At 28.3% G+C, this 18,937-nt stretch carries 21 protein-coding genes; 15 read left to right on the top strand and 6 right to left on the bottom strand.

Going from position 1 to position 18,937, the window contains the following annotated elements:
• Nucleotide 1 precedes the first annotated feature (1 nt).
• The 14 genes from prfH to Q0958_RS06695 all read left to right on the top strand — a co-directional run bounded on the left by prfH (nucleotide 2) and on the right by Q0958_RS06695 (nucleotide 11,293).
• Nucleotides 2–694: a peptide chain release factor H gene (gene prfH, locus Q0958_RS06760; RefSeq protein WP_299121402.1), complete on the top strand. Its 693-nt coding sequence runs from the start codon at nucleotides 2–4 to the stop codon at nucleotides 692–694.
• Nucleotides 695–698: 4 nt separating this feature from the next.
• Entirely contained in the window at nucleotides 699–1,229 is a 531-nt protein-coding gene (locus Q0958_RS06755) for a hypothetical protein (RefSeq protein WP_299121399.1), read from the top strand.
• Between the two features lie 720 nt (nucleotides 1,230–1,949).
• Nucleotides 1,950–3,050 (top strand): slipin family protein, encoded by a 1,101-nt coding sequence (locus tag Q0958_RS06750; protein ID WP_299121396.1) that lies wholly within the window; start codon nucleotides 1,950–1,952, stop codon nucleotides 3,048–3,050.
• Nucleotides 3,051–3,144: 94 nt separating this feature from the next.
• A complete protein-coding gene (locus tag Q0958_RS06745) occupies nucleotides 3,145–3,453 on the top strand; it encodes a hypothetical protein (protein ID WP_299121393.1) in 309 nt (102 codons plus the stop codon).
• A 176-nt stretch (nucleotides 3,454–3,629) separates the two neighbouring features.
• The gene (locus Q0958_RS06740) at nucleotides 3,630–4,403 is read left to right on the top strand and encodes a LexA family transcriptional regulator (RefSeq protein WP_150898633.1); all 774 of its coding nucleotides are present in this window, start codon (nucleotides 3,630–3,632) and stop codon (nucleotides 4,401–4,403) included.
• Between the two features lie 349 nt (nucleotides 4,404–4,752).
• The gene (locus tag Q0958_RS06735; RefSeq protein WP_299121390.1) at nucleotides 4,753–5,391 is read left to right on the top strand and encodes a hypothetical protein; all 639 of its coding nucleotides are present in this window, start codon (nucleotides 4,753–4,755) and stop codon (nucleotides 5,389–5,391) included.
• 37 nt (nucleotides 5,392–5,428) lie between these two features.
• Nucleotides 5,429–6,556, top strand: coding sequence for a methionine aminotransferase (locus Q0958_RS06730; RefSeq protein ID WP_299121387.1), 1,128 nt, complete (start codon nucleotides 5,429–5,431; stop codon nucleotides 6,554–6,556).
• Nucleotides 6,557–6,639: 83 nt separating this feature from the next.
• The gene (locus Q0958_RS06725; RefSeq protein WP_299121384.1) at nucleotides 6,640–7,074 is read left to right on the top strand and encodes a MarR family transcriptional regulator; all 435 of its coding nucleotides are present in this window, start codon (nucleotides 6,640–6,642) and stop codon (nucleotides 7,072–7,074) included.
• Nucleotides 7,075–7,134: 60 nt separating this feature from the next.
• Complete coding sequence (locus Q0958_RS06720; RefSeq protein ID WP_299121382.1) at nucleotides 7,135–7,665, top strand: cytochrome b/b6 domain-containing protein; 531 nt, start codon at nucleotides 7,135–7,137, stop codon at nucleotides 7,663–7,665.
• A gap of 2 nt (nucleotides 7,666–7,667) precedes the next feature.
• Nucleotides 7,668–8,084: a hypothetical protein gene (locus Q0958_RS06715; protein ID WP_299121379.1), complete on the top strand. Its 417-nt coding sequence runs from the start codon at nucleotides 7,668–7,670 to the stop codon at nucleotides 8,082–8,084.
• A 103-nt stretch (nucleotides 8,085–8,187) separates the two neighbouring features.
• Nucleotides 8,188–9,096 (top strand): helix-turn-helix transcriptional regulator, encoded by a 909-nt coding sequence (locus Q0958_RS06710; protein WP_299121377.1) that lies wholly within the window; start codon nucleotides 8,188–8,190, stop codon nucleotides 9,094–9,096.
• 87 nt (nucleotides 9,097–9,183) lie between these two features.
• Nucleotides 9,184–9,711, top strand: a complete 528-nt coding sequence (locus tag Q0958_RS06705) for a nuclear transport factor 2 family protein (RefSeq protein ID WP_299121375.1) — start codon at nucleotides 9,184–9,186, stop codon at nucleotides 9,709–9,711.
• 1 nt (nucleotide 9,712) lies between these two features.
• On the top strand, nucleotides 9,713–10,255 hold the full coding sequence (locus Q0958_RS06700; RefSeq protein WP_299121372.1) for a nuclear transport factor 2 family protein: 543 nt from the start codon (nucleotides 9,713–9,715) through the stop codon (nucleotides 10,253–10,255).
• Nucleotides 10,256–10,264: 9 nt separating this feature from the next.
• Complete coding sequence (locus Q0958_RS06695) at nucleotides 10,265–11,293, top strand: alpha/beta hydrolase (protein ID WP_299121369.1); 1,029 nt, start codon at nucleotides 10,265–10,267, stop codon at nucleotides 11,291–11,293.
• An 82-nt stretch (nucleotides 11,294–11,375) separates the two neighbouring features.
• On the opposite strand, the gene Q0958_RS06690 is transcribed toward Q0958_RS06695, so the two are convergent.
• The 3 genes from Q0958_RS06690 to Q0958_RS06680 are packed head-to-tail and all read right to left on the bottom strand — an operon-like array spanning nucleotide 11,376 to nucleotide 14,245.
• Nucleotides 11,376–12,557, bottom strand: coding sequence for a tetratricopeptide repeat protein (locus Q0958_RS06690; RefSeq protein WP_299121366.1), 1,182 nt, complete (start codon nucleotides 12,555–12,557; stop codon nucleotides 11,376–11,378).
• Nucleotides 12,558–12,605: 48 nt separating this feature from the next.
• Nucleotides 12,606–13,310 carry a LytTR family DNA-binding domain-containing protein gene (locus Q0958_RS06685; protein ID WP_299121364.1) on the bottom strand — a complete coding sequence of 235 codons (705 nt, stop codon included), beginning with the start codon at nucleotides 13,308–13,310 and terminating at the stop codon, nucleotides 12,606–12,608.
• A 2-nt stretch (nucleotides 13,311–13,312) separates the two neighbouring features.
• Nucleotides 13,313–14,245, bottom strand: coding sequence for a histidine kinase (locus tag Q0958_RS06680; RefSeq protein WP_299121359.1), 933 nt, complete (start codon nucleotides 14,243–14,245; stop codon nucleotides 13,313–13,315).
• A gap of 236 nt (nucleotides 14,246–14,481) precedes the next feature.
• Between Q0958_RS06680 and Q0958_RS06675 the strand changes: the two genes are divergently transcribed.
• Nucleotides 14,482–16,332 (top strand): S41 family peptidase, encoded by a 1,851-nt coding sequence (locus Q0958_RS06675; RefSeq protein ID WP_299121356.1) that lies wholly within the window; start codon nucleotides 14,482–14,484, stop codon nucleotides 16,330–16,332.
• 46 nt (nucleotides 16,333–16,378) lie between these two features.
• Here the strand turns inward: Q0958_RS06675 and Q0958_RS06670 are convergent, their stop codons facing one another.
• The 3 genes from Q0958_RS06670 to Q0958_RS06660 form a co-directional block, all read right to left on the bottom strand.
• Entirely contained in the window at nucleotides 16,379–17,308 is a 930-nt protein-coding gene (locus Q0958_RS06670) for an AraC family transcriptional regulator (protein WP_299121353.1), read from the bottom strand.
• A gap of 45 nt (nucleotides 17,309–17,353) precedes the next feature.
• Nucleotides 17,354–17,719 carry a DUF2255 family protein gene (locus tag Q0958_RS06665; RefSeq protein WP_299121350.1) on the bottom strand — a complete coding sequence of 122 codons (366 nt, stop codon included), beginning with the start codon at nucleotides 17,717–17,719 and terminating at the stop codon, nucleotides 17,354–17,356.
• Between the two features lie 86 nt (nucleotides 17,720–17,805).
• The gene (locus Q0958_RS06660; protein ID WP_299121349.1) at nucleotides 17,806–18,855 is read right to left on the bottom strand and encodes an alpha/beta fold hydrolase; all 1,050 of its coding nucleotides are present in this window, start codon (nucleotides 18,853–18,855) and stop codon (nucleotides 17,806–17,808) included.
• Between the last annotated feature and the right edge of the window lie 82 nt (nucleotides 18,856–18,937).

Genomic DNA, 18,937 nt, shown 5'->3' with positions numbered 1-18,937 from the left:
AATGGAAACAAAAATAATACAATTAACAGCTGCAAAAGGACCTGCAGAATGTGCATGGGTTGTAGCCAAAGTGCTAAAAATATTCTTAAAAGAATTGATAATTAATAAGATTGAATATCAAATACTTCATAAAGAAAACGGAATAGAAAATGGCACGATACAATCGGTAAGTATAAAATTAAATGGTAAAGAGATTTCGAATTTCTTAAAGAATTGGATAGGGACAATTCAGTGGATAGGAGTATCTACATTCAGAAAATACCATAAACGTAAAAATTGGTATATAGGATGTTATGAATTGAATCAGGTTCAGCAAAATACAATTCATGAAAAAGAAATTCAATTTCAAGCTATTAGAAGTTCTGGGGCAGGAGGGCAGCATGTAAATAAGGTAAGCTCAGCAATAAGAGCAAAACATTTACCTACTGGAATTCAGGTTTTAGTTATGGATAGCCGATCACAACATCAAAACAAAAAAATAGCAGTAGAACGATTAAAAGAAAAAGTTTCGGAACATAATACAACTCAATTAAAAGAAGCTGTAAAACAAGAATGGGAAAACCATTTGAATTTAGAAAGAGGGAACCCCATTAAAATATTTACAGGTTCCGATTTTAAACAAAAAAAGAAAGAGAAATCTTTTAAAACAACACGTAATCAGTTGAAAACAGATTTGCGTAAACAATTAGAATAAAATCATGGAAAACTATATAAACAACTATGTTTTTAAAGCATTAGACGCATTTTATTACGATTTAGAGGAAACAATGGAGTCTTTGAATTATGCTTTGTCTTATGACGATAAAAATACAATGGCATTAACATTAATGGGTAGAGTATATGCTGAAAAGTTATATAAATATTCAGAAGCCATTGAATATTATAAAGAAGTTTTAGCTATCAATATCAATGCTTTTGAAGTGTACTCACCTTATATCAATGTGTTGCTATGGAATGAAGATTTAAAAGAGGCTGAAGATTTTATTGACTTTGCATTAACAGTAAAAGGATCAGACAAAGCAATGTTGTATTTAAAGAAAGCTGTTGTAAAAGAACATCAGAAAAAATATAAATCAGCTTTAAAGTTTATCAAGTTAGCAAAAGAGCATAGCTATAATTCTGATTTCATGTATACTATTGATACCACTAAAGATCGTATAAAAGAAAAAATGCCAAATTCAAAGAAGAAAAAAGCAACTAAAAGTAATAAAAAGAAGAAGAAAAAGTAAAATATTTTTCACTACGCAAAAAGGTTGCGCAATAACATATAATATTTGCAGTGTAATTATGAAAAAGATCGCGCCTAAGTGGGAAAATTGCAAAACACCTCACTTTATAAGAGACTGAAGTGAGGTTAGATTTAGAAATAAGATTTTAAAAATATCAAGCAAGTCTTGTTGAGTGTTTCAGTATAGCACCATTGTATAATTCCGTACAATATTTGTATTCGGTTATTATATGCAACTAGCCTTGAAGGTTTTGATTATTTACCAAAAAATAATCAGCATTCTATGTACGGAGGTTCGAATCCTTCCATAACGAAAGTTATGTAGCAAAGCGGTTATGCAATAGAGAATTCCGTGTGGGTTCGAGTCCCACTATCCGTTAGGATATCGTCTAATTGGTAGGACACTAGATTTCGGTTCTAGAGAATTCGGGCAGTAAAGTGCCTATTATTTAAGGAAGCTCATCAACTTGTAAAACTGATGACCATTAACAAAAACGATATGTTTTTTATGAGTTCTTTCGAGAACACTTAAAAAAGAACTTTGAAATTTTTAATTTTTTAAATAAGAAAGTAGTTCCTTTTTATAAATCAGTTGATTTCATATATGATTTCAATCCATTTTAAAAAACGAATTATAGCCTTTTTAAAAAGATCAATTTCCGTGCTTTCTTAAGCATTTAAAATATATCGTTTTTATAAAATCATAAAAAAAAATAGAAGAATGAAAAGAATAAAAATTAACACAGGAAAAGTAGGATTGGTATTTAAAAAAGGAGAATATCAAAAAGTAATTACTGAAGGTACACATTGGTTGTATTTAAATCAAAACGTCATTATTTATGATTTAACAAGTGAGTTTATCGGAACTATTGCTATAGAAATCTTATTAAAAGATACAGTTTTAGCAGACATGTTAGATATTGTAGAAGTAAAGGATAATGAATTCGTATTAGTTTATGAAAACCATAATTTTAAAAGAGTATTAGAAGCCGGTAGGTATTTTTATTGGAAAGGTTTAATTAATAGAACTTTTCAAAAAATAGATAAAAGCAAAATTTATATTACAGAAAATATAGATAAAGCATTGTTTAGTAATTATCAATTAAATAAACATATTAGAGCTTTTGAAGTAGCAGCCTATGAAAAAGCCTTATTGTTAGTAAATGATGTATATACAAAAACATTAACAGGAGGAACTTATCGATTTTGGAGAAATGATACATCTATTAAAATTGCCAAAGCAGATATGAGACAATTGCAATTAGAAATAGCTGGACAAGAATTGTTAACAAAAGACAAAGCCAATGTAAGAATTAACTTTTATACGCAGTATAAAGTAGTTGATATTGAGAAAGCTTTGTTAGATAATAAAGAGTATGAAAAGCAATTGTACATTTTAATGCAATTGGCTTTAAGAACTTATGTTGGAGGTTATACCTTAGATGAATTGTTAGAGAAAAAAGAAAACATTGCTAATGCAGTATTTGAAGATGTTTCTAAAAACACTAATCAATTAGGTGTAAAAATAGTGAATTGCGGAATTAGAGATGTTATTTTAACTGGTGATATGAAAGACATCATGAATCAGGTTTTAATAGCACAAAAAAGAGCACAAGCTAATATTATAACTAGGAGAGAGGAAACTGCTTCCACCAGAAGTTTATTAAACACAGCCAAATTAATGGAAGACAATGAAATGTTGTTCAAATTAAAAGAAATGGAATATGTAGAAAAAATTGCCGATAAAATTGGTGAGATTACAGTTTCAGGTAATGGCAATGTTGTAAAGCAGTTAAAAGAAATTTTTACGGTTAATAATTAATAAGTTTATAAATGTAAATAGAGGTATCTAAATGTGAAAAAAAGGAGTTTTTGATGAAACTCTTTTTTTTCTTATATTAGAGAAAAATAAGATTATGTCCCTCAACATTAACAATTTAATTGACAAAAATCTTCCTTTAATAGAGAAGCTTACAAGGTCAAAAAAAGAAAACACGAGTATCTGGAGACTCGTAGGATTAGACAACAAAGAATTAAGTGATGTTTACGAATGTAACAGACTTGGTGATGAAATGGAAGCCAAATCTTTAATAAAACGTAAAAGAGCAATGATTCTAAATCTTACCGCAAAAGGTAAAAGAATACTTAAAAATGGAGGATGGTTAAAATACCGCCAACAACTTTTAAAAGAAAAAAATACGGTTCTGGAACTTACAGAATCTTAAATAAATCCATTCTTTTTATTAGTAATAACTACTTTGATTTTCAAGTCGAAGCGTATATTTAGTGCATAAAATCAATTAAAACAATCGGTTTTTGAGTGATTATTTAATGTAAAGAATTACGAATATTTTTTCTTAAAACTACAAATTGTAGCAACACTTGTTTATATTTGTAGCAAATGAGAAAAATATCAACAAATATACGCCATTTAAGAAAATTAAGAGGATTAACTCAAGAACAATTTGCAGAAAAACTAGACATAACAAGGTCTAGGGTTTCTTCATATGAAGAAGGAAGATCAGAGCCTTCTATTGAGTTTTTAATCACTATATCAGATTATTTTAAGTTACCTATTGATGTTTTAGTGAAAAACGATTTAACGTTTTCAAAAGAATCATCATTCATAGAAATTGGGAGTCAAAGAGTGCTTTTCCCAATAATGGTAGATAGTGAAGATGATAACTTAATAGAAATTATACCTACAGAAGCATCTGCTGGTTATTTATTAGGTTATGATGATCCTGAATATATTGAACAATTGCAAAGAATAAAACTACCTTTTTTACCGGTTGGTAAGCATAGAGCTTTTCCAATTAAGGGAGACTCTATGCATCCTATGAAAGACGGATCTTTTGTTGTAGCTCGATTTATTGAAAATATAAACGAAGTTAAAGATGGTGTTTCCTACATAATTGTTACTAAAAACGACGGAATTACCTATAAAAGAGTGTATGATAAAATTGAGGAGAATAAAACATTATTGTTAGTTCCAGACAATAGAAATTATCAAAGCTACAATGTCCCAATTTCTGAAGTTGTAGAACTATGGGAGTTTACTTGTAGTATCAATACTCAAGAATACGACGAAAGAGATTTAAAAATAAGCAGTATCGCTACGATGCTTACGCAATTAGGTGTAGAATTAAAATCGTTAGCACAATTAGAAAAATAAGTATCGATTAGACTATTTAAGCTTCTAAAGCAAAAGTATAAACGAGGATTGAATTGTATTCAATTCTCGTTTTTTATTATCATCAATAGATACTATTTACTCATTCTCTTATCTGATTTTATCCTTAGGCAAACTTAGCCTTCAATACATTTTATTTTCTACATTTTTTTAGGTTTCTTGTATTAAATACTTTTTTATTAAAGTAGTAAGAGCCCCCCGCTTTAATTAAAAATACTTTTCAAGTTTTGGAAAGTATTTTTTTGCTTAACAAGTTTCTTTTTAATTTTCATAATATTATCTAATGAATATTTTCTAGATAAATAGAGATAAAGTACTTTAGCCTAAAAAAATGAAAAAGCTATATTTCTTTCTATTTCTAATAATTCCTTTTTTTACATTTTCACAAACTTTTGTTGATGATATTGATAGAGTTGCAATAGTAGTAATAGACTACTGTGTTGATGAAAATGGTAAACGATATAATATAAAAATTAATGAAGAAAAAAGCACATATAGTCATAATGGTTGGAGATTAGGTTGCTTAGATCATTTTAAAAAAGCAAAATTATATCATCCGATGAAAATGACTAATAAATGCTGGCAATCAGTTTATTATTTTGTAAATTCAAAATATAAAACATATCAGCTATCTAAAGATGATTATGTTAAGTGTAAGGTATTTCATAGTGGTAAATTCAAATATGAAAGCCCAGCGTATAATGAAACTATAATAAAAAGAAGAAAAAGACGTCAAATAGAAAAAGGAGGCATTGGAGGCAGGCAAGTTTATAAAATTAATTGGTTAAATGATTATAAATATGAACTAGAGACTATCAAAATGTCTTTAGAAAAAGATAAACATAAAGAAGGAGGAATTATTTCAGTTGAAATTGTAGAGATTTTAAATGAAAAAACATATTTATATAAAGCAAAAATAATTAATAGAAAAGATTCTAATTATGTATTTGGATTAATAACCAAATTATAATCAATATAGTATTTTAGCAATAATAAGTTTTATTTCTATGTCAAAATTACCTGGTACTACAGCTAGTATATTTTCTGTAATGTCGCAATTAGCAAAACAGCATAATGCGATTAATTTATCACAAGGATTTCCAAATTTCCCTGTTGATGAAAGATTATTAGAAATATCTCAGCGTTTATTAACAGAGAATATTCATCAATATACGCCTATGGCTGGGCTACCTTCTTTGCTTCAAAAAATAGCTTTATTAACGCAAGAAAACTATCAAAGAAGTATAAACACTTCTACAGAATTATTAATTACATCAGGAGCTACACAAGGAATTTACACAGCAATCAATGCTTTGGTAAACCAAGGAGATGAAGTAATTATTTTAGACCCTAGTTATGATAGCTATGAGCCTTCAGTTTTAGTAGCAGGAGGGAAGCCAGTAAGAATTTCTTTGAATGACGATTATTCGCCAAACTTCAATCGAATAGAATCGGCAATTACTTCAAAAACAAAATTGATTATTGTAAATAATCCGCACAATCCAACAGGAAAAATTTGGAAGGAAGAAGAGTTTGAAGCTTTAGAAACTATTTTAGAAAAACATGCTCATGTTTTACTACTGAGTGATGAAGTATATGAGTACATTTCGTTTAAACATTCACATATATCCGTAAATACTCGTCCTAAGCTAGTAAATAAAGCGATTATAGCATCATCCTTTGGAAAATCACTACATGTTACAGGTTGGAAAGTTGGATATTTAATTGCTCCAGAATTTTTAATGAAAGAAATTAAAAAGATTCATCAATTCTTAGTTTTTAGTGTAAACAGTATTTCACAACACGTTATTTCAGAATACTTAGATATTGTCAATTTTAATGAAGTAGCAGACATGTATGCTAAAAAAAGAGCTTTATTTCAAAACTTATTAAAAGATAGTCGTTTTGAGGTTTTACCTTCAGAAGGAACTTATTTTCAAATAGTCAATTATAAAGAAATCAGTACTAAAAACGATATGGATTTTGCTACAGATTTAATAGCCAATCATGGTGTTGCTGCTATTCCTATATCTGTTTTTTATAAAGATGCAACCGATAAACAAATGCTTCGATTTTGTTTTGCAAAAACAGATGAAACTTTAATTGCTGCTGCAGAACGATTGAGAACTATTTAAACTAATAAGTTTCAATAAATACATACTGTATTTTTAAAATTTGATTATATATTTGTCATGTTAACTAATAACACAACAAATAAATGGAATCATTTTTAGACAACTCTGCAGGATATTTAATTAATATGACAGCTCTTTTATTAAAAAGAGAACTAAATAGTGCTATTAAGTCTAAAAAAATCGATTTAACTACAGAACAATGGGCAATTCTTAATCGTTTGAATGAAAATTCAGCACTTACGCAAAAAGAAGTTGCAAAGATTACTTTTAAAGATAATGCTAACATTACTAGAATTGTTGATAAGCTTGAAAAAAAAGGATTAATTGAAAGATTAGCTGACCCTAATGATAGAAGAGCTTGGAAAATTTCAATTACTAAAGATGGTAAAAATATACGCAATCAAATAGAACCTTTGGCTATTGAAGTACTTAAAAAAGCCACTAATGGTTTAACAAATAAGCAAGTAGATGATTTCAATAGAACTTCTAATGTTATTCTTAAAAATCTTATGAAATAATTTTTTTACATATATTTGTCATGACAAATATTGTTACAACAAAACAAAACCTAACATATTATGGACAAAACAAATATTAAAAATGATTTAGACAATAAGTATAACAAGTCAACAATTGTTATACATTGGTTAACAGCAATACTCATATTAACCTTATATCCTCTAGGAAAATTTATGGAAGGGATTCCAGTATCTGAAAAAATATTAATGATAAAATTACATGTTATACTAGGAATAATTGTGTTCATACTTACACTAATAAGAAGCTATTTATTCTTTACTTCGAAAAGACCAGAAAGCTTGAAAACTGGTTCAAAATGGAACGATAAATTGGCAGAATGGATACATAACGCCTTTTACTTTTTATTAATGGGAATTTCGATATCTGGAATTGCTACAATGTTTATTGGAGGTTATTCAAATGCCTTACTAACAGGCACTTTTGACATAATAAAAACAAATGACTTAAAATCATTAAAAGCTCACGGATTATTGGCTACCATAATGATGATTCTATTATTAATGCATGTAATTGGTGTTGCTAAACACTATATATTAACTAAAGAAAATACTTTAAAAAGAATATCATAAACATGAAAACAACAAACAAAATTGTACAGTTATCTACTGTAATACTCAATGCAGCATTTATATCAGCTATGTTATTTATAGCCTTTATACTAGTTCCATTTTGGAAAGCATCAGAACCACAAACATTTTTAAACTGGTTTTCTGTTTATAGTGGTAATATAGGAAGTTTTATGATTCCTCTTGGACCTGGAGTACTTATTTTGGCAATCCTAGCTTTAGTACTCAATAAAGAAAATAAAATGCTATGGACTTTAACTGTAATACTAACACTTATAAATGTTTTGTATTTTCCACTATATTTCTTACCGACTAATACATCTTTTGAAGAACAAACAATAGCAATAAACAAGGTAAGTCCAGAACTTAACAACTGGTTAAAATATCATTGCAAAGAACATTTTTTGCTCTTGGAGCTTTAATTACCTCAGTACTAGCTATATTTAAATCCTTTCAAAAATAGAAGGTAATGTAGCTATGAAGATAAAGCATGCTTTTTTGAAAAAGAAAATGTAGATTTGATTTGTGAAGCATTTTAAAAACATACAAAATTATTGTAAGGCAATTAATATTCCACCTTCAAAGCATCCTTATTTTGATATTAGGAGCTTTGAAGAGAATATGCCTACAGTTGTTTCTAAAATGGAATCTTTTAAGCACGAATTTTATGCCATTGCTATAAAAGTAGAAGGAACTGGGAAGGCCATTTCTGGACATCATACTAATTTCCCTAAAGGAGCTACCGTTTTTTTCAATTCGCCTTTTCAACTAATCTCTTGGGATATACTTCCAGATTGGGAAGGCTATTATTTAATGTTTTCAAAAGAATTTATTACACAATCAAAGCATTTGCAACAGCTTTTAAAAGAGTTTCCTTTTCTAAAAATAGATAAGTCAATACCTTTTGAAGTACAACCTAAAGAGGTATCTAAATTACTGGCTATTTATGAAACAATACATGAAGAGCAGCAAAATTTAAAGGATGATTCTTTATTAATAATGGAAGCTCAGTTATTAGTATTACTTAATTATGTAAAGCGTTTTTTCAATGCACAAGTAAATAAAGAAGAAGCTTTGGAAGAATTTAGAAAAGCGGATGTAAATCTCTTATCACGTTTTCAAACATTAATAGAAACTAATTTCTACGAAAGCAGCATAGCTAATAAAAAAGCACATTCTCCAAGCTTTTACGCAGAGAAACTTGCCATACACCCAAATCATTTAAATGCTACTGTAAAACAAATTACGGGGCATACCGCAAAGAAACACATACAAAATCATATTTTACGTTTGGCAAAATCAAGATTGCTACAAACACAAATGAGCGTTAAAGAAATAGCTTATTCTTTACATTTTGATGCTCCTAACAATTTCAATAGTTTTTTCAAAAAAAACACCTCACAAACACCAAATTCATATAGAAAAAATCACTAATCTTTGATTTTTATACTTCTTAGTTTGATTTCATAAACTTTTCAGAAAAAGCCTGTCGCATCTTTGTACTATCAAAAACAAAGAGGTATGAGAGCAGCAATAATTTTAATTACAATGGTTTTCTTCATAGGATGCCAAAACACTGAAAAACAAACAAATATTATGAATAACACTAACAAAATTCAACAGACTATAAGTAACTTATTTGTAAATACAGATAATAAAAACTGGAAAGAAGTAGAAGAATTGTTTGCTTCTAAAGTAGCTCTTGATTATTCATCTATGACTGGTAATCCAGCCTCAGAAATCACTCCTAATGAAATTACAACTGGTTGGAAAACTGTATTACCAGGATTTGAATACACACATCATCAAATTGGAAATTTTATTACAAAAATAGATGGAAATAAGGCACATTCTTTTTGTTATGGCACCGCAACACATTATTTAAAAGATGAAAATGGAAATATATGGACTGTTGTTGGTAGTTATGATTTTATCCTTAAAAACATTGAAAATAATTGGAAAATTACTTCTATGAAGTTCAACTACAAGTACCAAGATGGAAATAATATGCTAATACAAAAAGCTATTGATAATGCTAAATCTAACTAAGATGAAAAGGTTATTAGTCCTATTATTAATCGGGATTTTTACATCATGTAGCAATTCAGAAAAAATAAAAAAATTCGAAATTGAATTACATAAGTTAAAAGAACAACAAACTAAGATTATGGATATAGCAACTAAAAATAAAACATCAGTAAAAGCTTTTTTTAAGGCTTTAGAAGATGAAAATATTGATAAACTGGTTGATTTATTTGCTGACGATGCTAAGCATATAAACCCATATCATTCAGGTATTTTTCCAGAAGGTACTTCAGGAAAAGATGGAATTAGAACCTATTGGACTCCTGTATTTCCAAATTTTGACGGTATGACTTTTCCTATCAAGGAAATATATGCAATGGAAGACCCTACAATGGTTTTTGTAAAATATTCAGGGAATATCAAACTAAAGAACAATGCCGGAGTATATACCAATAATTATTATTCCACATTTAAATTTAATACTGAGGGTAAAATAACTGAATATGTAGAAATTTTTAATCCAATTGTTGCAGCTCGTGGCTTTGGATTATTAGAAAACATTAAATAAAACTAACAAATGAAAACATACATTTTAGGCTTACTAAGTGTTTTATGCTTATGGAGCTGTAAAACAGAGAAAAAAACAGAAGAAGTAAAAACTTCAACAAACAAAACAGCAATAAAAAAACAGGTAGAAATGAAAAAAGTAAATTTTAAAAGTGAAGGATTAAATTTAGTTGGAAATATTTATTATCCACCTAATTTTCAAATAGGAAAACAATATCCAGCTATTGTATGTTCTGGAAGCTGGACTACTGTAAAAGAGCAAATGGGAGGTTTATATGCTAAACGTTTGGCTGAACAAGGTTTTATTACCTTATCATTCGATTTTAGAAATTATGGAGAAAGTGAAGGAGAGCCAAGAGCTTGGGAAAATCCAACAATGAAGATTCAGGATATTGAAAATGCAGTTGCTTACTTAAAAATCAGACCTGAAGTAAAAGGAGATGCAATTGGCGCTTTTGGAGTATGTGCAGGATCAATGTATACTTTAATAGCTGCTTCAGAAGATAACGATATTAAAGCAGTTGCAACCGTAGCCTCATGGTTACATGATGGAGAAGCAGTAAAATTATTTTACGGTGGAGAAGAGGGCATACAAAAACGTATCAAAGCAGCTCAAGAGGCAAAAAAGAAATTTGCTGAAACAGGTGAGTTTACTTACATCAAAACTATTTCAACTACTGATGATACAGCTGCTATGTTTGGTGAATTTGATTATTATTTAAATCCAGATAGAGGAGCAATTCCACAATGGAGTGCTGATAAGTTTGCAGTTGCAACTTGGGAAGATTGGTTAACCTTAGATCCATTTCCATCAGCAAAAAACTTAAACAAACCTGTTTTTATGTTACATAGTGATGGTTCTGTATTACCAGATTATACTAAAAAGTATTTTGAAGAAATTAGCTCAGAAGATAAAGAACTGTTTTGGGTTGATACTGAAATTCAATCACCTATGCACCAATTCATGTTTTACGATCAAGAAAAAGAAGTGTCTTTAGCTGTAGAAAAAACAAGTGCTTTTTTTAAGAATAAACTTTAATTCCCCTTAGTTTTTTATTAAAGCGCAGAATGAAAGGAGGCTATAAACTTATAGTCTCTTTTTTATTATTATTTTATCTAGCTCATCTATTTTCAATAACTAATTTCTTTTTTACTTTTTCTAAATAAGTATTTAACAAATGTGTAGTATCATCTAATTCTTTAGCTTTTTTTAAATAGTCTAGTGCTTTTTCATATTCATTATTTTCAAAATAATAAAGACCAAAATTTAGATAACAATAAGAATTTGTTCCATCTATTTTCATTGATTTTTTTAAGTCCTCAAATCCTTCTTTTTTATCTCCTAATTTAATTTTTGAAAATCCTCTATTATTCAATGCATAAGCGAAATTTGAATTTAACAATATAGCTTTTTCAAAGTCTTTCAAGCCTTTTTCATAATCTTCTAAAATATTATAAGTATAGCCTCTATTATTGAATGCTAAATCATTATTAGGATCCATTTCAATCGCTTTATTATAATCTTTTATCGCTTCATTATATTTACTCAAGTGTGATTTTAGAAGACCTGAATTAGTATAATCATTTGAATCAAGCTCTTTTTTAAATTTCACAATATATAAATCGTTTATTTTCATAGCATTTACATAATCTTTTTCTTGTAAATAAGCACTTATCAATAACCGATATACTAATTGTTTTTTATATCCCTTTTTTAAAACTTTTTCTAAAGCTATAGTACTTAAATAGTATTCTTTGTTATTATAATGTCTAATTGCAATATTATATTCTTCAGGAGTATACTTATATTTAATCAATTCCAATATTTGTTTTCCATCATTATATGTACTAGAATCATCATCTAATTTAATTGGGCGATTACTAGGTAAAATGTCCACAAGAAAATCATAGTATGTTGAGACGTTAAAAAGGAATAAAAAAGCTTTTAAATTATCGCTTAACTCATAAAAAAAAATAAAATAACTTAATATTAATGATAATATTAAAGAAGCTATTGGTCCCATTAAAACTATAATAATATGCTTGTTAATAGACATATTTCCTTTTTCAAATCTACAAAGACCGGTTTTCCAATTAAATAGTTCCTTATTAAAAAAGAATTCTAATCTTCCTATCTTAACCAAAAGGCTCTTTTTGGGATTACCTAAAGAACCTAAGTATATAGTAACTTTTTCTTTAGTAAACAGTAAAGCTGGAATTCCATGACCCAATTCATGTATTAACGTTGATAATGGCATTAATACAGCCCCAAATAGTAATATGAATAAAATAAAGATATACATACAATTTTTGAGGTTCAATATAATGTAATTCTAATAATTCAGTAGTTTTTACAACTTATTATTCTCTAAATACTCTTTTAATTGATTTCTATAACTATTACCAACTGGGATTTCATGAGAATTAATTAACACACACTTGCTATTGTATTGAGATATCTTTTTTAGTGGAATTATAAAAGATTTATGCACTCTAATAAAGTCTAAACTACTTAACTTTTCTTCTATTGACTTTAGTGTTTTTAAAGCTAAATAATAGTTTTTACCACATACAATTTTTGCATAATCTTTCATTCCTTCGATATAGTCTATATCTTGTACAAATACTTTTACAAATTCATCTCCTTCTTTGATAAAAAAAGACTTTTCTTGATTTTTTTCTTTTGTTTTTACTTCCTGTATATTGAATTTGAATCGTTCTATTGTCTTAGTAAATCTTTCAAACGATAATGGCTTTAAGAGATAATCAATCACATTCAATTCAAAACTTTCTATCGCATATTCAGAATAGGAGGTAACCATTACAAATTGTGTTTTATTCTGGGTCAGTTTCACCATTTCTATACCTGATATTTGAGGCATGGCAATATCCGTAAATACTAAATCTATTATATTTTCATTCAAGTATTTAAAGGCTTCTACTGAGTTTATAAAAGTTTTAGCAATTTCAAACTCAGGAAATCTTTTTATATAATGAACCAAAACATCTATAGCCAAAGGTTCATCATCAATAATAATAACTTTATACTTTTTCATGCTTAAAAGTTAATTTTAAGTTGCGCTAAATATACATTGTTTTCACTTTCTAGTAATAATTCATACTTTTTTGGATAAGATAATTGTAATCTGTTTTTTAAATTTTCTAACCCTTTTCCTTCTCTTGAATTTTGATTAAAGTGTTGCTGATCTTGAATACTGTTTTTCACTTTAAATAGCAATGATTTATCGTCTACATCTATTTTTACATTTACAAATGAACTTGAATCATTTGTATAAAACCCATGCTTAAAAGCGTTTTCTACCAAAGTAATTAATAGTAAAGGTTCTATGCTTATTCCTTGAGGAGTTCCTTCTATTTGTAAACTTATATTTGCTTGCTCTCCAAAGCGTATTTTCTCAATAGCAATATATTCGTTAATAAATTTCAATTCATGTTCTAATTTCACTTGTTTATGAACCGAATCGTCGGTTAAATAACGCATCATTCCTGATAGTTTTAAAATAGTATCTGAAGTTTTCGGATTGTTACTTAAAGACATACTATACAATGAATTAAAAGCATTAAATAAGAAATGAGGGTGTAATTGATTTCTTAATAGTTGGCCTTTAGCTAATTCTAGTTCATTTTTTAATTTTTCATACTTATTAAAAAAATCTAATCGATTCACTATTTGTATTAAAGCATAGAATAAAAAGGTTTTCCCAATAAATTCTGTAAAAAAATCAAAAGTTCTATCTATTAATATTTCATCATGAATTCTATATGATTTTGTTGCGGCCAATACTGCAATTATGATTATAAATAGTATAATAAAACTTGTTTTAAACCAAAACTCATGAAGCTTTAACACGTAATAGTAAAGTAGATATGCAAGAACTGTAAATACAAAATACTCTACAGCATCGCATGTTAAAAAAAGCAACCAATAATCTGGTAATAACAACAATGTTTTATCTAATAACATTATCATAATAATGCTGATAAAAATTATATGAAAAGTTACTTTAAAAACTTGTATTCGTTTATCTGACAATTCAAACATAGCTAAACCTTAAAACTCTTTTGTAAAGATATTAAAATGCCTTTCAGTTATATCGATACTCATAGTAAAGTTATCTATCCAAAGTTTACGTTTGTCGATTTCATTTTTCTTGGGATAAGAATAGAAATATGTTTGAGTAGATTTTAATTATAAAAACATATAAAATGAAGGCAAAAATTATAGGAATTATAATTGTTCTATGCTCCCTTAGTGCTTTTGGACAAAAACTTACACTAGAAAAAGCATCTCCTTTTATGGCTGTCAAATGGGAAAATAATCAACCAATTGTACAATTTGAAAATGTATGGTATTCTTTTGAAAAATTAGACAATTTTACTAGAGATAAGATATTAAACTTTTGCAAAAAGGAATTTGGACATAAATGGAAAAAACGTTTTTCAGAAGACCTTGTAGAAGTTTTGCAAGGGTTAAATTATACACCGAATCAAAAAGTACAACTAACCTTATCTAAAAAAGGAATTTCTAAGGAATATACAGGAGTGTTTACTGCTGAAAACAGAAAAAAATGTTTACTCTACAATAGAGCTCAAAAAAACTCTAAACCTGTTAAAAAAGCACTGAAAGAGGTAAGTAAAATGCAAGCCATTGATGATTTAAAACAGTTTAGTGATATTCTTAATAATAAATCATCCTATGCTCAACTTTCTAACTACGATTACAATACTGCTATAAAAAAACTAGCTGCAACTATATTAAGTAGTAATAAAGAAACTATAAATATTGATAAATTGACGCATGAAATAGGTAAAATAATGGCTGAAATAGGAGATAGGCACTCATCTATAAAAAATGAAGCTTTTAATAAAAAAGCACATAATACGTATAATTTAAGGTTGCCCTTTGGTATTACAATTTTAAACGGAAAAGCTATTGCGGTTCAACAAAAACCAAATAATAAAAAAGAATATAGTTATTACAATAATGAATATCCTTACATTAAAAGTATTGATGGTATTGCTATAGAAACCTTAATGAATGACTATAATTATAGAAATAAAAAAGCTCCTAAAGAAGCCAAACTTACAAGAGGAGCCAATGCCATTCAAAAACTAGGTGCACTTTTATTTAAAAACAACAAAAATTGCTCAAAAACAGTAGAAGTAGAGTTTTCAAACAATAAAAAAACTAAAAAGGAAACTGTTGAGCTAACATTAGATAAAAAGGGATATATCTCAAATTTAAGCGTTCATAGTTTTATTTCTATGATGAATATTCAAGCAGGACGTTTTAATGACACTAAGAAGCTGTTAACTAATAATATTGGTTACATTAAAATTCCAAGAATGTTTAATTATAAAAGAGTTGAAGGATATGAAGACTTTTTAGAAAATACTATGAAGGAATTTTCAAAAACCAAAGCTCTAATTATTGATGTACGAGATAATCCAGGAGGAAGAAGAGTTATTTTACAAACTTTTGCAAAATATATAGTACAACCAGCACAATCTCCTTGGATAGCCAATATCGCGTATTTACGTACTAATGAAAAATTAACCACTGATGAAAGTTCAATGAGTACTCGTTATTTAAATAGCTATAATTCGAATGAGTTTTCAGAGTCAGATAGAGTAGCCATAAATAATTTCAATAAAACTTATAAAACAACTCAACAATTTGATAAGTCTAAATTTAGTAATCCTTTTTATATGGTTTTACGAAGTGGAAAAACTCCATATCAAAAGCCTGTATATATTCTTGTAAATGAAAACAGTTTTAGCGCTGCTACTGTATTTACTACAGCATTTAAAGGGTTACCAAATGTAAAAATTGTTGGAGTTACTACCGATGGTTCTAGTGGAAATTCAAGAAAAGTGTATTTAAACAATTCAAAAATAAGAGTAAAAGTATCTACAATGCTATCTTTTCAACGAAACGGAAAAACACTAGATGGCAATGGAACAGAACCTAATATTTATATTCCTGTTGATGCAACTCAAATTTTTACAGGTAAAGATACTCAGCTAGAGAGATTAGTTACTTTAATTAATAAATAGGAGAGAAATCTTATTTAAAAAAGGCGGGTAAAAAATTATCCGCCTTTTAATTCAATGAATGATTTTTAATATACTCTTTAGGACTCATTCCTACTTTCTTTTTAAATACCCTTGTAAAATACTGAGGGTATTCAAAACCAAGTTTATACGCAGTTTCTGATATGGATAAATTTGGATTTAGCAACATGCTTTTTGCTTCTTCAACTAAAAATAAGTTAATTTGATCTACAGCAGTTTTCCCTGTTTCTGCTTTAATAGTATCACTCATGTAACGATGACTTACATTTAACTGAGTTGCCATCCAGTCTACTGTAGGAATACCTTCCTCTGCTAATAAATTTTGTTCAAAATAACTATTTAGAATTTCCTTAAATCTTGTAATTAGAATTTTATTCTCATCCGTTCTGTTCAAAAATTGTCGTTTATAAAATCGATCCGCATACTTTAATAGAGTATCTAACTGAGATATGATGATTTCTTTACTAAACTCATCTTGGTTATTATGATATTCCGTTTTAATATTTTTAAAAATATCTTTTATAATCTGTTCTTCTTTTGGCGATAAATGAAGCGCTTCGTTTACATTATAATTAAAGAAATTATATTTTTTAATACTTTCATAAATATCCAAGCTCCTGATATAATCTTTATGAAAAGAAATATGATAGCTTTCCGAACTAAAAACCATATCATTAAAGGTTAAAGTTTGGTTGGGAGCTGTAAATAACATAGTTCCATTAGTACAATCATATTTGGTACGTCCATAAGACAATTCACCAGAAATAATGTTTTTAAAACTAATGCTATAAAAATCGCATGAAAGTACCACTGGTTCATTAAAAGCATAGGTTTCGCAACTTGCTTTTTCATTCTCTTTTAAATCTGTATGTAATATGCTAAACAATGGATTTTCTGGCTCTGGAAAATCATAATACTTATGCATTTCTGATATATTATTGAAGCTAAATACTGGCATTATTGTTATTTTATATTATAAATTTACTATTTAATTTTGATACTCTTAAGCAAGTATTGGAATCAATTCTAAAGTAGAAGCTTCATGCTTTTTAGTATTGTAGGTTAATCGCATTGCTGGATATAATAAACCTAATAATTTTCTATACGCTTTATTTACTTTAGGATTTACTTCATCTAAATCATGAGGTACTAGACCATTAATTTCTACTTCCAAATCTCCAATTTTCATAGCTCCCTTAGAATTAACTAAAAAAGCATCATACCAACTTCTTTTCCCGAATTTATATTGACGTACAAAAAAGCGTCCTTCAGTAGCAACAATGGTAATGTCGATAAAACGATGGTCTCCGCATCTAATTTGATGTACTTTTTTACTTTGTACTAATTTTTCTAATTCTTGAATTGTCATATAAAGTCATTTTAAAAAGAACCTTTTGTTATTATCATTAGATAAATCAAAAGGTTATTATCTTATAAAAATGTATAAGGAAATTATTATTTATTGAAGAATTCTGCTACTGCATCTGTTGATACCTTTACTGCTTCTGGCTTGTAATAAAAATCTACATGTCCAAATTCTTCTAAAGCCATAACTTCGTGTTCATTTGTTAATTTGTCAATAAATTGTGTTGAACAAGGGGCAGTCATTGCATTTTTACCATATACAACTAAAGTAGGTTGCACAATTTTATCTGCATATGCTTCTCCAATAGAAATTAATGACTGCATAGCTTGGTCGCCAATATGTAAATTTGAAAAGGTTTTAACAGCTTTAGGTCCTCTAAAACCATCTCTTCCGTAATAATCATAGGATTCAGCAGCCATTTCCGGATATGCTGCGGCCTCCATAGCTTCTTCTCTTGACATATCATCAGTAAGCCCAAAAGGAACTACAATATCTGCTTCTCCAGTTTCATACATTTTCTGCTTTGATGCATTAGCTGCAGCAATCATTTGATTAGCAGCATTTTTATCGGCCCATTGAAAACCATCTGCTGCCATCATACCAGAAACCATTGCAATTTTCTTAATTCTATGGTCGGTAATTGCTGCTGATGCAATGATAGAACCACCCTGACAAACACCTAATCCTTCAATCTCTTCTACAAAAGGCAATGTTCCTAAATAAGAAACCGCATCCCAAGTATTTTCTATTAATCTAAACATATATCTAGATTTTTTATGCTCTCCTGGTAATGCTGGAGAATCTCCCATTCCTAAATAATCAAAGCCTAAGAAAACAAAGCCTCTTTTTGCCATTTCTGGTCCATAGGTTGCCATAACCTGCCCTTTAACTTGTGGAAATGGACTAGCACTTACGATGGCCTTGTATTTTTTGTTTGGGTCAAAACCTTCAGGTAAGTATAAATCGCCTGCTAAATCAACTCCAAATGATGTAAATATTACACTGTTTTTTCCTGCTTTTAAATTTTCCATTGTATTCTCTTTTTTAGTTGTTATTTGTTCTGAAACCGTTGTTTTTTGTTCTTTTTTGCAGCTTATAGTCAGTATTACTATACTTGCTAGTATTAAAACTTGTTTCATTTTTTATAATGTTTAATGATTACAGTGCAAATTTAAATCGGCATCCAAGTTTGAAACTTAAACATTTTGGTATGAGACTTAT

Source organism: uncultured Tenacibaculum sp., assembly GCF_947499065.1.
Taxonomy (GTDB): Bacteria; Bacteroidota; Bacteroidia; order Flavobacteriales; family Flavobacteriaceae; genus Polaribacter.
Note: the sequence above shows the minus strand (reverse complement) of the source record. Positions and strands in the feature narration are given on the sequence as shown.

Bases quoted from the DNA above. Each gene is read 5' to 3' on its own strand.
- Q0958_RS06755 (WP_299121399.1), top strand. From the start codon at position 699: ATGGAAAACTATATAAACAACTATGTTTTTAAAGCATTAGACGCATTT.
- Q0958_RS06745 (WP_299121393.1), top strand. From the start codon at position 3,145: ATGTCCCTCAACATTAACAATTTAATTGACAAAAATCTTCCTTTAATA.
- Q0958_RS06670 (WP_299121353.1), bottom strand. From the start codon at position 17,308: ATGCCAGTATTTAGCTTCAATAATATATCAGAAATGCATAAGTATTAT.
- Q0958_RS06740 (WP_150898633.1), top strand. From the start codon at position 3,630: ATGAGAAAAATATCAACAAATATACGCCATTTAAGAAAATTAAGAGGA.
- Q0958_RS06665 (WP_299121350.1), bottom strand. From the start codon at position 17,719: ATGACAATTCAAGAATTAGAAAAATTAGTACAAAGTAAAAAAGTACAT.
- Q0958_RS06715 (WP_299121379.1), top strand. From the start codon at position 7,668: ATGAAAACAACAAACAAAATTGTACAGTTATCTACTGTAATACTCAAT.
- Q0958_RS06700 (WP_299121372.1), top strand. From the start codon at position 9,713: ATGAAAAGGTTATTAGTCCTATTATTAATCGGGATTTTTACATCATGT.
- Q0958_RS06685 (WP_299121364.1), bottom strand. From the start codon at position 13,310: ATGAAAAAGTATAAAGTTATTATTATTGATGATGAACCTTTGGCTATA.
- Q0958_RS06705 (WP_299121375.1), top strand. From the start codon at position 9,184: ATGAGAGCAGCAATAATTTTAATTACAATGGTTTTCTTCATAGGATGC.
- Q0958_RS06680 (WP_299121359.1), bottom strand. From the start codon at position 14,245: ATGATAATGTTATTAGATAAAACATTGTTGTTATTACCAGATTATTGG.
- Q0958_RS06690 (WP_299121366.1), bottom strand. From the start codon at position 12,557: ATGTATATCTTTATTTTATTCATATTACTATTTGGGGCTGTATTAATG.
- Q0958_RS06720 (WP_299121382.1), top strand. From the start codon at position 7,135: ATGGACAAAACAAATATTAAAAATGATTTAGACAATAAGTATAACAAG.
- Q0958_RS06730 (WP_299121387.1), top strand. From the start codon at position 5,429: ATGTCAAAATTACCTGGTACTACAGCTAGTATATTTTCTGTAATGTCG.
- Q0958_RS06695 (WP_299121369.1), top strand. From the start codon at position 10,265: ATGAAAACATACATTTTAGGCTTACTAAGTGTTTTATGCTTATGGAGC.
- Q0958_RS06675 (WP_299121356.1), top strand. From the start codon at position 14,482: ATGAAGGCAAAAATTATAGGAATTATAATTGTTCTATGCTCCCTTAGT.
- Q0958_RS06750 (WP_299121396.1), top strand. From the start codon at position 1,950: ATGAAAAGAATAAAAATTAACACAGGAAAAGTAGGATTGGTATTTAAA.
- Q0958_RS06735 (WP_299121390.1), top strand. From the start codon at position 4,753: ATGAAAAAGCTATATTTCTTTCTATTTCTAATAATTCCTTTTTTTACA.
- Q0958_RS06660 (WP_299121349.1), bottom strand. From the start codon at position 18,855: ATGAAACAAGTTTTAATACTAGCAAGTATAGTAATACTGACTATAAGC.
- prfH (WP_299121402.1), top strand. From the start codon at position 2: ATGGAAACAAAAATAATACAATTAACAGCTGCAAAAGGACCTGCAGAA.
- Q0958_RS06725 (WP_299121384.1), top strand. From the start codon at position 6,640: ATGGAATCATTTTTAGACAACTCTGCAGGATATTTAATTAATATGACA.